General features: G+C 69.3%; 14 protein-coding genes and 2 pseudogenes. 5 read left to right on the top strand and 11 right to left on the bottom strand.

The genetic code is table 11. From position 1 onward, the window contains the following. Nucleotides 1-64 precede the first annotated feature (64 nt). The 4 genes and pseudogenes from AB0I83_RS28645 to AB0I83_RS28630 all read left to right on the top strand — a co-directional run. Nucleotides 65-1,204, top strand: a complete 1,140-nt coding sequence (locus tag AB0I83_RS28645) for a helix-turn-helix domain-containing protein (protein ID WP_363306704.1) — start codon at nucleotides 65-67, stop codon at nucleotides 1,202-1,204. Between the two features lie 607 nt (nucleotides 1,205-1,811). Next, on the top strand, nucleotides 1,812-2,015 hold the full coding sequence (locus AB0I83_RS28640; protein WP_145801666.1) for a cold-shock protein: 204 nt from the start codon (nucleotides 1,812-1,814) through the stop codon (nucleotides 2,013-2,015). Next, entirely contained in the window at nucleotides 2,016-2,180 is a 165-nt protein-coding gene (locus tag AB0I83_RS28635; protein ID WP_363306702.1) for a hypothetical protein, read from the top strand. A 60-nt stretch (nucleotides 2,181-2,240) separates the two neighbouring features. Next, a pseudogene (locus AB0I83_RS28630) lies at nucleotides 2,241-2,353 on the top strand (MerR family transcriptional regulator); the annotation flags it as partial. Between the two features lie 470 nt (nucleotides 2,354-2,823). Here AB0I83_RS28630 and AB0I83_RS28625 read toward each other — a convergent pair. The 3 genes from AB0I83_RS28625 to AB0I83_RS28615 form a co-directional block, all read right to left on the bottom strand. Then, entirely contained in the window at nucleotides 2,824-3,216 is a 393-nt protein-coding gene (locus AB0I83_RS28625; RefSeq protein WP_033300540.1) for a hypothetical protein, read from the bottom strand. A gap of 181 nt (nucleotides 3,217-3,397) precedes the next feature. Beyond that, a complete protein-coding gene (locus tag AB0I83_RS28620; protein WP_363306701.1) occupies nucleotides 3,398-3,712 on the bottom strand; it encodes a hypothetical protein in 315 nt (104 codons plus the stop codon). 401 nt (nucleotides 3,713-4,113) lie between these two features. Further along, complete coding sequence (locus AB0I83_RS28615) at nucleotides 4,114-4,926, bottom strand: phytanoyl-CoA dioxygenase family protein (RefSeq protein ID WP_363306714.1); 813 nt, start codon at nucleotides 4,924-4,926, stop codon at nucleotides 4,114-4,116. Nucleotides 4,927-5,092: 166 nt separating this feature from the next. Here AB0I83_RS28615 and AB0I83_RS28610 point away from each other — a divergent pair, with 166 nt between their 5' ends. Then, nucleotides 5,093-6,115, top strand: coding sequence for a LacI family DNA-binding transcriptional regulator (locus tag AB0I83_RS28610; protein ID WP_363306700.1), 1,023 nt, complete (start codon nucleotides 5,093-5,095; stop codon nucleotides 6,113-6,115). Between the two features lie 192 nt (nucleotides 6,116-6,307). On the opposite strand, the gene AB0I83_RS28605 is transcribed toward AB0I83_RS28610, so the two are convergent. The 8 genes and pseudogenes from AB0I83_RS28605 to AB0I83_RS28570 all read right to left on the bottom strand — a co-directional run bounded on the left by AB0I83_RS28605 (nucleotide 6,308) and on the right by AB0I83_RS28570 (nucleotide 13,724). After that, complete coding sequence (locus AB0I83_RS28605) at nucleotides 6,308-6,646, bottom strand: MerR family transcriptional regulator (protein WP_363306699.1); 339 nt, start codon at nucleotides 6,644-6,646, stop codon at nucleotides 6,308-6,310. An 863-nt stretch (nucleotides 6,647-7,509) separates the two neighbouring features. Next, entirely contained in the window at nucleotides 7,510-7,959 is a 450-nt protein-coding gene (locus AB0I83_RS28600) for a MarR family transcriptional regulator (protein ID WP_363306698.1), read from the bottom strand. A gap of 100 nt (nucleotides 7,960-8,059) precedes the next feature. Further along, on the bottom strand, nucleotides 8,060-8,926 hold the full coding sequence (locus AB0I83_RS28595) for a fumarylacetoacetate hydrolase family protein (protein ID WP_363306696.1): 867 nt from the start codon (nucleotides 8,924-8,926) through the stop codon (nucleotides 8,060-8,062). A 35-nt stretch (nucleotides 8,927-8,961) separates the two neighbouring features. Continuing rightward, complete coding sequence (locus tag AB0I83_RS28590; RefSeq protein ID WP_363306695.1) at nucleotides 8,962-10,002, bottom strand: cupin domain-containing protein; 1,041 nt, start codon at nucleotides 10,000-10,002, stop codon at nucleotides 8,962-8,964. Between the two features lie 29 nt (nucleotides 10,003-10,031). Beyond that, nucleotides 10,032-11,246, bottom strand: coding sequence for an FAD-dependent monooxygenase (locus AB0I83_RS28585; RefSeq protein WP_363306694.1), 1,215 nt, complete (start codon nucleotides 11,244-11,246; stop codon nucleotides 10,032-10,034). A gap of 188 nt (nucleotides 11,247-11,434) precedes the next feature. Next, entirely contained in the window at nucleotides 11,435-12,094 is a 660-nt protein-coding gene (locus AB0I83_RS28580; RefSeq protein WP_363306693.1) for a CoA transferase subunit B, read from the bottom strand. After that, complete coding sequence (locus tag AB0I83_RS28575) at nucleotides 12,091-12,849, bottom strand: CoA transferase subunit A (RefSeq protein WP_363306692.1); 759 nt, start codon at nucleotides 12,847-12,849, stop codon at nucleotides 12,091-12,093. Before AB0I83_RS28575 ends, AB0I83_RS28580 begins: the two co-directional genes overlap by 4 nt. A gap of 204 nt (nucleotides 12,850-13,053) precedes the next feature. After that, nucleotides 13,054-13,724 (bottom strand): annotated as a pseudogene (locus AB0I83_RS28570) (SDR family oxidoreductase). Between the last annotated feature and the right edge of the window lie 80 nt (nucleotides 13,725-13,804).

Here is a 13,804-nt window from a genome sequence, read left to right as displayed (position 1 = left end):
AGGCGTAAAGTCCTGACCACAGGACGTAAATCTGGTCGGCAGAATTGTTCGCAAGGAACAAAACGTGAGTCATGCAATCCGGAGGGCCAGAGAACTGGCGCTGGACGAGGCGACGGTCACCGCACTTCGGGCCGAGCTGAAGACCACCGCCGACGAGGTGGTCCAGGCGATCATCGACGAGGTCCCTTCCTACGCCAACGCTCTTTCGGGCCGGATGGGCGGCACCATCCGCCGAGCCGTCCGCACCGCTCTGGGGCACTACCTGGACCTCGCGAGCGGGAACGCCACAGGCGGCGACGCCGGTGACGCGGCCTACGAGCTGGGCCGCGGCGAGGTGCGCGACGGCCGCTCGATGGACGCCCTGCTCAGCGCCTACCGCGTCGGCGCCCGCGTGGCCTGGCGATGTCTGGCAGCGGGCGCCGTACCCGCAGGTCTGCCCGCCGCCGAGGTCGCAAAGTTCGCCGAGCTGACCTTCGCCTACATCGACGAGCTCTCCGCCGCGAGCGCCGCGGGCCACGCCGACGAACTGGCCGCCCGGGGCAGGGCCCACGAGCGCCACCTGGAACACCTGGCCCGCGACCTTCTCGCCGGCGCGAGCCCGGACGTGCTGCTGGCCTCTGTTCAGCGGGCCGGGTGGCAGCCTCCGGTTTCACTGACCGCGGTCCTGCTGCCCGCCGCCCAGGCCCGGCCGGCCTACCGCGCGCTCGACCCGAGCACCCTCGTCCTCGACGATCTGCCGGATGGCACCGGTCTGCTGCTCGTCCCCGACGCCGACCGATCACATCTCCTGCGGCAGCTGACCGACCGCACCGCAGTGGTCGGCCCGGCACGGCCATGGACCCGTGCGTCCGCCTCGTACGCACGAGCCGCACGCGCGCGCTCCCTCTCCCCTGATATTCGCGACACCGAGGACCACCTGCCCGAACTGGTGCTGAGTGCGGACCTGGAGGCGTTCGCGGACCTGCGTGCCCGAGCCCTCGCACCGTTGCAGACCTTGCCTGTCGCGACCGCCCGGCGGCTGGAGGAGACGTTGCGTGCGTGGCTGCTGCACCAGGGCAGGCGGGAGGAGGTGGCGGCGGCGCTGTTCGTCCATCCCCAGACAGTCCGGTACCGGATGTCGCAGCTGCGAGAGCTGTTTCCGGCACTCGCATCGCCACACCGGGTCCTTGAACTGACCCTTGCGGTCGGTCTTCGGGTCGGCTGACGTGCTCCTCGACCGCGTCCGCGAGCAGGACGGTTGCAACTTCCGAGGTCGCGCAGATCATCCACGCACGGGCGTCTCCGGCGTCGGCCGACCGGTGGGCCCGGGACGGTTCGCTACCCGTGCCTGGAGCCGTCCACCCCGCGGATCCAGGCCGCGCAGACGCAGATGGTCCGTGGGCCAGGACGCCATGTGAGGGGCGTGGTGGAGCAGCGTGGATCGCTTCCGATGCCCTCGGAAGGCGCTCGGCCACGTCGCGGCGTCCAGGGGACGGTTGCGGTGTGAGGGCATCGTGGAACGGGATGCCCTTGCCTGGCGCCAGTCGTCTCAGAGAGGCCGGGGCTGTGACTGCTTCGGGCCAGTGGTGGGGATGGTCAGTTGTAGGCGCGGGTGCCCGGCATCGCTACCGGGATCCGGTAAGGGGGCGGGTGTTCGTGCTACGTTGTGGGCAGTTGCAGTTGTGGTACCCATAAACTTGTGTGCACTCGACGGGCATGATCCGCGGGTGCACTTTTTGTTTGGCCGGTCATCTCCGGATGGGCTCATCGCGGCGACGCGGACTCCGCACAGTGCGGTTTTCGGTTCTGCCCCTTGTCTTGAGGAGATACACATGGCTACTGGCATCGTGAAGTGGTTCAACGCGGAAAAGGGCTTCGGCTTCATCGAGCAGGACGGTGGCGGCGCTGACGTTTTCGCCCACTACTCGAACATCGCCGCCCAGGGGTTCCGTGAGCTTCAGGAGGGCCAGAAGGTTTCCTTCGACGTCACGCAGGGCCAGAAGGGCCCGCAGGCGGAGAACATCGTTCCCGCCTAAGTGCTGACGCGCACCACCAGGCAGGGCCCGCACCGCAAGGTCGCGGGCCCTGCCTGTCGCCGCACCCGTCAATCCCCGTACCGGGCCTGCGGCCTGGTCGTCACCCCGCAGACCGCTCAGGTCCGCCCCGACGAGGCGGACCTGACCCGGATCACCGGAGCGTAGGCACCCAGCGGCGTCCCGTGCGTCATCGCCGCGCCGGTCGTGGAGCGTGCCAGGCGCACCGCCCGCGAGCTCGTCGACAACGGGACCCCGATCGAGGCCGCCTGCCGCATCGCCAACCTCGAGGATCAACTCGAAGAGCCCAGCGCATCAACGCCGAACACCGCCGTGCCTCCGAACCAGTAAACAGGCCAGGATCCTCGCCACCGGCAACGACGCCGTGCGGCTCCTGGAACACCTCCATCGGCACGGAGCAGACCGCGCGCCCGGCCCCCGTATCCACGCCCTGCGCCAGATCATGATGCAGAACTACCACCACGACGCCGTAGGACACCTGCGCCGGCGGAGCGCCGAGACGGAAGGCGGGCCCGGGCTGCCCCCGACCCGGGCGACGGTCTCTCGCTACGACATATCCGCCAGGCACGTCACGGACGCATGGGCCGACCGCTACCCGGCTGGTCCACCGATGCCGACCGCACCGAGGACATCGGGTGGGGCCGGGCCCGCACCACGCTGCTCGAGGCCGTCGCACGCCACCACCACGCTCATCCGCTCATCGCCATCGTCGAGCTCGACGGTGAGCTGGAGCTCCCAGCTACCCGTAATGGGCGCTTCGGGGGCGCGGTCATCCCAGAAGGCCGCGCGGTCAGCGCCGGCGGCCGCCGCCGATGCGGCGGTCGTCGGCCAGTGCGGTAAGCGGGCCGAACTCGCAGGCAAGCTGGTTCCACGTCAGAACCTCGCCGCAGCGGGCCGGAAACTCCTTCGGGTTGAACTCGGGCATGGTCCAGGTGCCGGTGCCGCGGTCCCGCAGCCACAGGTCCCCGTCACCGTCGACCACAGTCGGCGGGACCGGTACGGGCTCGGCCTGATCGGTGGGCTCCCAGGTGACCCGGCCCGGGTGGGAAACGCGGCGCAGCTCGGTGGTGGCCAGCCGCGCGGCCAAGTCACGGGTGGACTCTTCGGCGTCCTTGACCGACGCGAGTCGGAATGCGTCGTCAAGTACGGGCAGGGCTGGATTCTTGCTGCGCTTTGAACTCATACGCTGACTACCTCCGGTGGGGGGCGTCACATCCGTTATGGCACCCCGTAGAGGAACACGGTATCCGAGGCGGGAGCCGGGCCGGGTACGACCACTGTCCAGGTGGAGGCGCTGGCCCACCGGGCGGTGGAGCTGAGTGGTCAGTTGGTCCTGGACGTGGCGCAACCCGTGGTGGTAGCGCTCAGATATGGCGGTCCGGGGCTGCGAAGGTGAGGTCGCCGGGGGCGAGCGGACGTCGGGCCGGGGCGGGTGCGGGCTCGGGCTCGCCGGGCGGCCGGCGGAAGTCGGCGCCCTGCTCGACCGGCATCAGCCGGCGCCCACCCGCCTGGGCGGGTACGGGAGCGTCGGAAGCGGGCTCTGAGAAGGCGGGCAGGGGAGAGCGGTCGACGGTCGGTTCATGATCCCTGGTCTCCCAGGTCCTGCCCTGCGGGTTGGGCCAGGCCGCTATCAGCGGTGACAGTGCTCCGGCCCTGGCCGGCAGTGCCAGGCTGGTCACCAGAACAGAGCGGTCAAGCCACTGTCACTGCCGGTGAACCGGCCCGGACCGCCGAGGCCGGGCGCCGCAATGCGCGGGTGACCCGACCCCCGCCTGGACCGGGTTCAGAAACCTCCATGCTCAGACCCCGACGCCAGCGCGTGCGCCCAGACCGAGCAGCACTCCGATCCCGATTCCGGTGACCTGCCCAGAGCACGAGGCGCCGCCTGCCAGGCCGCCCCGACAGGCGTCCGGAAGCGACCGCGCCGATCATCGCTCCCACGAGGATGACACTGAACAGAAATGATCCCGGTGTGGTACCCGAAGAGAAGCCCACCCAAGGCCGACACGGCCGCCACCGCGTAGACCTGGCCGGCTGGCGACCCGTAGCGGGTCGGGCCGCCGGAGCGGACGTGGCGGCCTCAGGCATCGCCCATGACCAGACCTTCGATGGTGTGCTTCTGCGTAACGGGCACCAATTCGCTCACCCGGGGGCAGTCGAGGTGCTTGCGGACCCGCTCGGACAGGGAGTCCCAGAACGCGGTGGTGACGGCGGTGTCGTGCCGGTCTCCGTTGTTGGCTTCCGGCCCGTCGACGCCGAGTACCAGGACGGGGCGGGACTTGGTGGACTCGTTCCTCGTACCGCGGTGAATGGTCAGGGCTGTCCGGGCGGAGATGTCCCCTCGCTGGGGGTATTTGCGCACGGCGCGGCCCAGGTAGCGGTCGTAGTGCGACTTCGGTGGAAACATCCCGTTGCTGAACTCCGGACTGTCGTCCCACTGTGTGCCCGGTGCGATCTCGAAGGGACCCATGTCCTCTGCGGTGTCCACGGTGGTCACGTTGAAGGCGAGCGAGGTCAGACGCCGCTCGCGGCGCGTCTCCTCCGGCAGAGGGAAGTCCCGGTGCCACGGCTGGTTGACGGCACCCTCAAGCGGAACGTCGAAGCCGAGTTCCACGATGCGGTAGTCCGGACCGAGTGCAGCCGCGCAGAGCGACCGGACCCAGGGGTGATCGACCAACTCGACGAAACCCCTGATCTGTTCAGGGTGGATCTCGACGTAGTAGCGGTTCGGTCCGCGCCCCACTGCGCCGCCGGGGCGTGTGCGGGCCTCGGCGAAGGCCGTGTCGACGTCTTCCCGAAGCCGGTCCGCCCATTCTTTGGTGAACGCGCCCTTCCGGGCGGTGATGCCATCGGTGTACAAGGCCTCGACATCCGCTGACACGTCGACCTCCAGACCGTGGGCAGCGAACTCATCAGATGCGGGCGTGGTCACGTTGCGCCTCCTTGCGACGGGTGCTTGGCGACTTCATGTTGCAGCGTCGCATGCAACGTTGCAATACCTGTTGGTCATCTTCTTTCGGCATTGGATCGCAGCCTGGCCCCGTGCCAAGATGGCCGCCGTGAGCAGTCGCCTGAAGGACGTGGCAGCCCGGGCCGGGGTGTCAGTACGTACCGTTTCCAACGTGGTCAGCGGCTCGGCGCCGGTGGCAGAGGCGACCCGGGTGCGGGTCCAGGCGGCCCTGGACGAGCTCGGCTACCGCCCGAACCTGGCGGCTCGCAATCTGCGTGCCGGCCGTACGGGACTTATCGGGCTGGCGATCCCCGAGCTGTACTCGCCCTACTTCGGTGAACTCGCGAGCTTGTTGGTCGCCGCTGCTCAGCAACGGTCCTGGACGGTCGTCATCGAGCAGACGTTCGGCGATCCCGAAGCGGAGAGGCGGTTCTTCGAAGGAGCCGGGGGGAGGCTGGTGGACGGACTCATCATCAGCCCCTGGGCCCTCGGCCCGCAGGAGTTGAGGGCCGACGCCCGAAGCATGCCGGTGGTCCTCCTGGGGGAGCGCCACCCGCAGGGACTGGCGGACCGGGTGGCCGTCGACAACGTTCTCGCGGCCGACGAGGCGACGACTCATCTGCTCCAGGGTGGGCGCAGACGCATCGCGGCGATCGGTGTGCAGCCTCATCTGCGCAACGAGACGGCCCGCCAGAGGCTTGAGGGGTACCACCGGGCGTTGCGCCGGGCCGGGCTGGCCTTCGACCCGGCGCTGGAGCGGCCGGTGGAAGCACTGCACCGCCAGGACGGAGCGCAGGCGATGGCCTCCTTGTTGGAGACCGATGTGCGGCCCGATGCAGTCTTCGCGTTCAGTGACGAACTCGCCCTCGGGGTTCTGCACGTGGCGCACGAACACGGTCTCCGGGTCCCGGAGGACCTTGCGATCGTGGGGTTCGACGGCGTCGAGGACGCGCGATACTCGCACCCTCCGCTGACCACCGTGGCGCCGGACAAGAAGCAGATCGCCGAACGGGCTCTGCAGTGCCTCGGGGACCGTATCTACAGCCCCGCTGCCGCGTCGGTGCCACCTCTGGACATCGTCGTACGCCATGAACTCTGCGTCCGGGCCAGCAGTCGTCCAGCGGGGACGTGAGCACTGCCTCCCGCCGGACGGAAAGCCGCCGGCGCGGCGCCGGAGGTCGTTGCGGTCGGATCAGCGCATGCGTGCGTAGCGGTCCAGGAGCGGGTCGGGGAAGACCGCGGGGCAGGTCAGTGGCACCCGGCCAGGCGGGCCCTCGAAACCGCCACGGCAAACCCCGAAGATCTTGATTGACAAAAAACAAGCTCAGGCCGCCGGCGGTGTGCTTGTCAGCTTGGTTCCTCGGCGGGTTTCGGCGTTGATGCGCTGGGCTTCTTCGAGCTGGTCCTCGAGGATGACGATGCGGCACGCGGCATCGATGGGGGTCCCGCTGTCGACGAGTTCGCGGGCGCGGGCTGCGATGCGCAGTTGGTAGCGGGAGTAGCGGCGGTGGCCGCCCGGGGAGCGGAGCGGTGTGATGAGGCGGGCTTCGCCGATGGCGCGGAGGAAGCCCTGGGTGGTGTTGAGCATCTCGGCTGCCCGGCCCATGGTGTAGGCGGGGTAGTCGTCGTCGTCGAGACGGCCGAAGGTGTCGTCTGCTGTCATCTGTACCTTCCTGTGGAGCACGCGTCGGAGGGGCCCTGGTGCCATTGGCACCAGGGCCCCGAAGGAACTGCTACACCATCAGCCGGCTTGGATCGGCTGTGCCGGCTCTGTGTTTCCGCATACCTGCCGGGAAGAGGTCCGGGGGTTGCGGGGATCGCTGTTGCTCGACCGGAGACCACCTCACTATCGATGTCCTGCGGTACCCGGACTCAGACTTACGTCCGGGCGATCCTGATGGCGACTGGCTCCTCCGTTTCTTACCCTCTGAATCACTTGCTGCTGGTACTGCTTCACTGCGTACTACTGGTGGTGCGTACTGCTCTGTGGCCCGTGAAGCGCCACTCCTTTCGGCAGCCAGCCCCGTTGCCTGTCCTGCGTCTGCTCTGGCTTGGAACCCCACTGCCGAACCTCCCGGCACGCGCGCCGCAGCCTGACGCCATTTACCGAGGTGACACTGCTACCGCCGACTGCACTTGCGTACTGCGATACCGCTCGCGGCGGCCCCTGAACCTGCGGGCCACCCGGTCCGGGGTCAGTCCCGTCGCCTTCCTGCAACAAACCTGGCTTCGGAACTCCACCACCGCACCGAACTGCACTTACGTGTACTGCTTCCCGGCAGTTCATCTCTGCCGGGCCTGCTCGATCTCTTGGCTACGGACAAGACACTAACCCCAGCAACAACCAGATGTCTACCCCGGCCGTGACAGATTTCCTGCGAGGGCTGAGAGCGATGTCCTGCTGTGCGCGGCACCTTGGCAGAGGTCTGGCTGCGGGCGGCCTCGGTGCGCAGCGAGGACAAGGCGGACTTCGCCTTGTCCTCGTGCGTGCGTCCCTTGCGCGCGGCGGACAGCAGGGCGGCGGCGTTACCCCGTGTCCCCGAGCGGGGCGTCGTCCATGGAAGCGATCTTGCGGAGAATGCCCGTGGCCAGGCCCCGCTCGTTCTCCGGCAGTGACTCCAGGAGTTGCTCGTTGATGCGTTTCGCGGCAGGGATGAGGGAGTCGAGCAGCTCGGCTCCCTCATCCGTGAGGCAGAGCAGTGTTCGTCTGCGGTCGTCTTCGTCCCGCGCCTGGCTCACGTGGCCCTGGTCGGTCAGGCGCCGGACCATCTGGTTGATCGTGGAGCGGTCCAGGGACGTGTGGTGTGCGAGGGTGCGCTGGTCGATGCCCGGTTCCTGGCGCAGGGCGTTGAGGGCGGCGAACTGCTGTGAGGTGATGTCCCGGGACACGTGGCGGAACCAGAGGCCGGTGTGGACCTGTTCCGCTCGCCGGATCAGATGTCCGACGTAGTTGTGCAGCTCCAGTCCGTTCGCCACGATGCTCCGTTCGTCCAGCCTCCGAGAGGTGCCGGTCAGGGCGCCGGCGGGGCCTTGGGAGTCTACGAGTGCCCGGCGCCACGTCGGGACCGTGGTGCTGTCAGCGGACCCGGCACCCGGGGCGCTGCTCATAGGGGACGGCCCGGTCCCCGTCCACGCCCACTTCCAGACGGCCGACGCGTTCGATGTCCAGGACGATCCTGTCGCCGTGGCTGAGCGGTCCCACACCCGCGGGCGTGCCGGTCGCGATCACGTCACCGGGGTGGAGGGTCATGACGGAGGACGTGTAGGCGATCAGTTCACGGACACCGAAGATCAGGTCCGCGGTGTTGGTCCGCTGCCGGGTGTCGCCGCCGACGTCGCAGCGCAGGTCGAGGGTGTCCGGATCGGGGATCTCGTCGGCGGTGACGATCCACGGGCCGAGGGGGGTGAAGGTGTCGAAGGACTTCCGCGTGGAGCGGTCCTCGCCGGAGCGGACGGTGATGTCCAGCACACAGGTGTAGCCGAACACGTGGTCAAGTGCCTCGTCGGCGCTGACATGGGCGGTGGTGCGGCCGATGACGACGCCGAGTTCGCCCTCCTGGTCGGTGCGCCTGTCCGTGTAGGGCAGCAGGACGTCCTGGCCCGGTCCGATGACCGACGAGTTGGCCTTGAGGAAGACACCGAGGTCGGCGATGGAGGTGGTGTACTCCATCTCGGCCTTGTGGTCGAGGTAGTTGACCGGTGCGCCGACGATCTTGCCTGGGCGGGGCAGCGGGGCTTCCAGCTCCACCTCGGTGAGGGGGGCGCGCGGGAGGCCGGAGAGGCTGAGCTGAGCGGCCTCGCCCCGCGCAGTGGCCTCGATGTAGTGGTGCAGCGCTCCGGCGGGGCCGGGTGTGCCGGAGCCGGCGAGTTGCTCGGTCACGTCGACGAGGTCGTCGCCGTCGACGACGCCGAGCCGCCCCTTGTTGAACAGTGCCAGACGCATCAGGGCCTCCTTGTGAGGTAGCAGGTGGGTGGCGGTCAGGCGCCGGGATCGGCGTCTTCGGTGCGGTACAGGCCCAGGGAGCGCATGACCGGCTCGTCGCTGTAGGAGAACAGGACGGCGTCGTGCGAGGCGGAGGTGTTGAGGTGCCGGTAGGAAGCCCAACCGGGCACGGCGAAGGTGTCGTTCTTCGACCACTCGAGCCGCTCGCCGTCCACGATCGTGGTGCCTTCGCCACGGACCACGCTGAAGATGGTGGAGGCGGTGTGCCGGCGGCCGGCTCCCTGGAAGCCTGGTCGCAGCCGCTGGACGCGGCAGCCGATGGTGGGCATGACCGGGCCGCCGGTCCACGGGTTGGTGTACTCCAGGACGATGCCGTCCACATCGCTGCCCTCGGCGGTGTCGGCGATGCTCTCCAAGGCGTGCCGGGTCTCCTCCCAGGTGTAGCGCGTCACAGGGGAGCTGGGCCCGTCATGGGAGAGCCAGACCGGGTTGAGCCGGCCGTGCAGGTACTGCCTGCTGCCGGCGTCGTCCGGGCGGGTCACGGGCTGGAGACGCTGCGGGTACTGCTCGTAGAACCCGGCCTCCAACGCGTTGACGAGCGGGTAGTCCAGGGCGTCGAGCCACATCATCGGTGCGACACCCTCGTGCGTGTGGTCGTGCCAGTGCCAACCGGGGGTGAGCAGCAGATCGCCCGGGGACATGAAGACGCGCTCGCCGTTGACCGTCGTCCAGGCGCCGCTGCCCTCCAGGATGAAGCGGAAGGCGTTGGACGTGTGCCGGTGGGCCTGGGCCGTCTCGCCGGGCAGGATGATCTGGAGGCCCGCGTAGAGGGTGTTGACGGTGGCGGGGGGATCGGTCAGGCCGGGGTTCACCAGCATGAGTACGCGGCGTTCCGCCTCGTCCAGCGACAGTGTCCCGGAGAAGTGCAGCAGGTGCGGGCGCAGTTCCTGCCAGCTCCAGCGGTACGGTACGGCCCGGCTCTTCGGCTGGGCGGGGAACAGGTTGCCGTAGAAGCGCCACAGTGGTGCGGCGCCCGCTGACTCCAGGGCCTTGTAGACGGGGTCGTCGGTCGTCATGGAATTCTCTCGCTCCTTCGGTGTCGGGCTCATCGGGCGGGACCGGCGGTGGCGGTCGGCGTCCACACCCATGCGATGTCGTCGAAGTCGTCGGGCTTGCGGGATGCGAGGAACAGGTTCCGGAAGGTGGCGCCCGTGCCCTCCAGGTGGCAGATCTCCCCGAAGCGGCGGGCGTTCGTCTGGATGCGTGCCGCCCGTTCCGTGCGCTGTGCGGCGTAGGTGGTGAAGGCGTCGGCGGGGTCACTGGAGCGGCCGAGGGCCTCTCCCAGGGCGACTGCGTCCTCCAGGGCCTGGCAGGCCCCTTGGGCCAGGTACTGGAGCATCGGGTGGGCGGCGTCGCCGAGGAGGACGATCCGGCCGTGCGCCCAGTTGTCGATGGGCGACCTGTCGTAGAGGGGCCAGCGCCGGTCGCGCGAGATGAGCGGCAGGGCGTCGTGCACGGTCCGGCAGGTTCCGGCGAAGCGTTCCTCGAGTTCGGCCTCGGTGCCCCAGTCGTCGGAGTCCGGCGTGTAGTGGTCGCTCTCGAAGACGGCGACCTGGTTGTACAGCTCGCCTCGGCGCACGGGGTACTGCACCAGGTGCATGCGGGGTCCGGCCCACACCATCACGGCCTCCGACGCCGCGTGCTGCGACATGCGGCCGGTCATCTTCTGCGTGGGCAGGGCCCCGCGGAAGGCCACGTAGCGGGAACAGGCCGGCTTTCCGTCGCCCACCAGGGCCTGGCGCAGGCGGGAGTGGAGGCCGTCCGCGGCCACGACCGCGTCTGCTGCCAGGGCCGCGTGGGACTCGGCGAAGTGAAGCCGGGCCCCCGATCCGTCCTGGTCGACGTGTGTGACGGTGTGGCCGGTGCGCAGGGTGACCGAGGGGTGCTCCTGGCAGGAGGCCAGCAGTGCGGCGTGGAGATCAGTACGGTGCGTGACGAGGTAGGGGTGGGCGAAGCGCTCGGTGTAGGCCGCACTGCGCAGGTCCAGCGACGTGACCTGGTCGCCGGTCAGCGCGTCCATCATGACGAGCCGCGGCGGGGCGACCGCTGTGCGCTGCACAGCCGGGAGCACACCGAGTCGTTCAAGGGCGGCAGAGGCGTTCGGGGCGAGCTGCAGGCCGGCGCCGATCTCGCCGAACCGGGCGGCTCGTTCGACGAGGGTGACGTGGTGTCCGGAGCGGGCGACTGCCAACGCCGCGGCCAGTCCACCGATGCCGCCACCGACCACGGCGATACGGAGATGTTCTGGGGTGACGGACATACGGCCTCCTGGTGCGGAAGGAAGTGGAGGACACCGGGGAAGGAGATCGGTGCAGATGATCAGTACACCAATCATTGGTGTACTGATTAGTTTGCGATGGTGTTTCCCTGATGTCAACGGGTGGTCGAACGGACCGGGCGGCTCGCATGCCGCGAGCCGCTGCTCCGCGTGTCGGTCCGGGGTCTCGATCAGCAGACGGCGGTGCTGCTGTCCAGGCGCAGGGGAGCGCCGGTGAGCGCGGTGATGTCCTCGACGGTCACCCCCGGAGCGGTTTCGACGAGGGCGAGGCCCTCGTCGGTGACGTCGAGGACACCGAGATCGGTGATGACGCGGTGGACGCATCTCCGGCCGGTCAGCGGCAGGGTGCAGTCCTGAACGATCTTCGCTGTGCCGTCCTTCGCGGTGTGCTCCATCAGGACGATGACACGGCGGGCGCCGTGGACGAGGTCCATGGCGCCGCCCATGCCCTTGACCATCTTGCCGGGGATCATCCAGTTCGCGAGGTCTCCATGAGCCGACACCTGCATGGCGCCGAGCACGGCGGTGTCGATGTGGCCCCCGCGGATCATCCCGAAGGAGAGCGCCGAGTCGAAGTAACTCGCCCCGGGCAGGACGGTGACCGTCTCCTTGCCGGCGTTGATCAGGTCGGGGTCCACCTCGCCCTCCGTGGGGTACGGGCCGGTACCGAGAATGCCGTTCTCGGAGTGGAGGACGACGTGCACCCCCGGCGGGAGATGGCCGGGGACGAGGGTGGGGAGGCCGATGCCGAGATTGACGTATGAGCCGTCGGTGAGTTCGGCGGCGGCGCGCGCGGCCATCTGGTCGCGGTTCCATCCTGTGGTGCTCATGCGCGGACGGTCCTTTTCTCGATCTGTTTGTCGGCGGCCTCGGCCGGGGTCAGCTCCACCACCCGCTGCACGTAGATGCCCGGCAGATGGACCTCGTCGGGGCTCAGCTCGCCGGGCTCGACGAGCTGTTCGACCTCGGCCACGGTGATACGACCTGCCATCGCCGCGAGCGGGTTGAAGTTCGCGGTCGCGCGACGGAAGACGAGGTTGCCGTGCCGGTCACCGCGCCAGGCCCGTACGAGGGCGAAGTCGGTCGTGATGCCCTGCTCCAGGACGTAGGGGCGTCCGTGGAACTGCCGGGTCTCCTTGGGCGGGGAGGCCACGGCCACCGGTCCTCCCCCCGGCCCGTACCGCCACGGCAGGCCGCCCTGGGCCACCTGGGTGCCGACGCCGGCCGGGGTGTAGAAGGCGGGGATGCCCGCACCCCCCGCGCGAAGCCGCTCGGCGAGCGTGCCCTGAGGGGTCAGCTCCACCTCCAGTTCGCCGGACAGGTACTGGCGGGCGAACTCCCTGTTCTCCCCGACGTAGGAGCCGGTGACGCGGGTGATGCGTCCGGCGGCCAGCAGTACCCCGAGACCACGGCCGTCGGTGCCGCAGTTGTTGGAGACGACTTCGAGGGCCGTTGCGCCCTGTGCGTGCAAGGCGTCGATGAGGACGGCGGGTATGCCGGAGAGGCCGAAGCCGCCGACGGCGAGTGAGGCGCCGTCCGGTATGTCGGCGACCGCCTCGGCGGCGCTGCCGTGCACCTTGTCCACAGTGGATTTCCTTTCGGCTGGAGACGCCGGTCGGGATCGTCGGTCAGCCCTCGTCGACGACGGGATTCGCACCGCGACGTGGGCGGTCTCCTCGGAGGTGAGGAAGGCGGCTGTGTTCAGGACGTCGTCCGGGACACCCGGCCGTTCGCGCCGGAAACCCGGGGGCTGTGCCGGAGAGCGGAGCCACGTCGGTTTCGAGCCGTCTCACGCGCTGCTCTCCGGCCGCAGCGCGTCGGAGAGGGACTTGACGCCGCCGTGGGCGGTCATACCGCCGTCCACGGCTATCTCGGCACCGCTGATGAAGGACGACCCCTCCGACAGGAGGAAGACGACCAGCGGGGCGACCTCCTCGACGTTCCCGGTCCTGCCGAGCGGCGTCTCGCGGATGTTGGCCTCCCGGAAGGCGGGGGCGGCCGACGCGGTCATCTCCGTCTCGATGTAGCCGGGGTGGACGGTGTTGACCCGGATGCCGCGCGGGCCGAGCTCCAGGGCGGCCGTCTTCGACAGCCCCCGCAACGCCCACTTGCTGGTCGTGTAGGCGACCGGGTAGTGGGCGGTGAGCGCTGCCGAGGAGCCGACGTTCACGATGGACGAGCCGGGGGCATGAGCGGTGCGAGGTGCTGCATGCCGAGCAGCGGACCGGTCACGTTGACCGCGTGGACCCGCGCCATGTCCTCGGGCCGGACATCGCCGATCCTGGCGCGCCAGGTGATGCCCGCGTTGTTCACCAGGCCGTGCACCTGTCCGTACGTCTCGCTCAGTTCGGCCGCCAGTTCCGCCCAGTCCGCCTCACAGGTGACATCGAGGCGGCGGCAACCGTCCGCGGACTCGACATCGGTGGCGACGACATGGGCACCCTCGCGGGCGAGGGCCACGGCCTCCGCGGCACCCTGGCCGCGGGCAGCGCCCGTGACGACGACGACCTTGCCCAGAAGCCTCTGGGCGTAGGCCCCGT

Origin of the sequence: Streptomyces sp. NPDC049970 (genome assembly GCF_040660235.1) — a bacterium.
Lineage (GTDB): Bacteria > Actinomycetota > Actinomycetes > Streptomycetales > Streptomycetaceae > Streptomyces.
The sequence above is the reverse complement of the archived record's forward strand: the minus strand, read 5'-3'. Positions and strand labels throughout refer to the sequence as shown.

Bases quoted from the DNA above. Each gene is read 5' to 3' on its own strand.
- AB0I83_RS28605 (WP_363306699.1), bottom strand. From the start codon at position 6,646: ATGACAGCAGACGACACCTTCGGCCGTCTCGACGACGACGACTACCCC.
- AB0I83_RS28585 (WP_363306694.1), bottom strand. From the start codon at position 11,246: ATGTCCGTCACCCCAGAACATCTCCGTATCGCCGTGGTCGGTGGCGGC.
- AB0I83_RS28595 (WP_363306696.1), bottom strand. From the start codon at position 8,926: ATGCGTCTGGCACTGTTCAACAAGGGGCGGCTCGGCGTCGTCGACGGC.
- AB0I83_RS28640 (WP_145801666.1), top strand. From the start codon at position 1,812: ATGGCTACTGGCATCGTGAAGTGGTTCAACGCGGAAAAGGGCTTCGGC.
- AB0I83_RS28625 (WP_033300540.1), bottom strand. From the start codon at position 3,216: ATGAGTTCAAAGCGCAGCAAGAATCCAGCCCTGCCCGTACTTGACGAC.
- AB0I83_RS28580 (WP_363306693.1), bottom strand. From the start codon at position 12,094: ATGAGCACCACAGGATGGAACCGCGACCAGATGGCCGCGCGCGCCGCC.
- AB0I83_RS28590 (WP_363306695.1), bottom strand. From the start codon at position 10,002: ATGACGACCGACGACCCCGTCTACAAGGCCCTGGAGTCAGCGGGCGCC.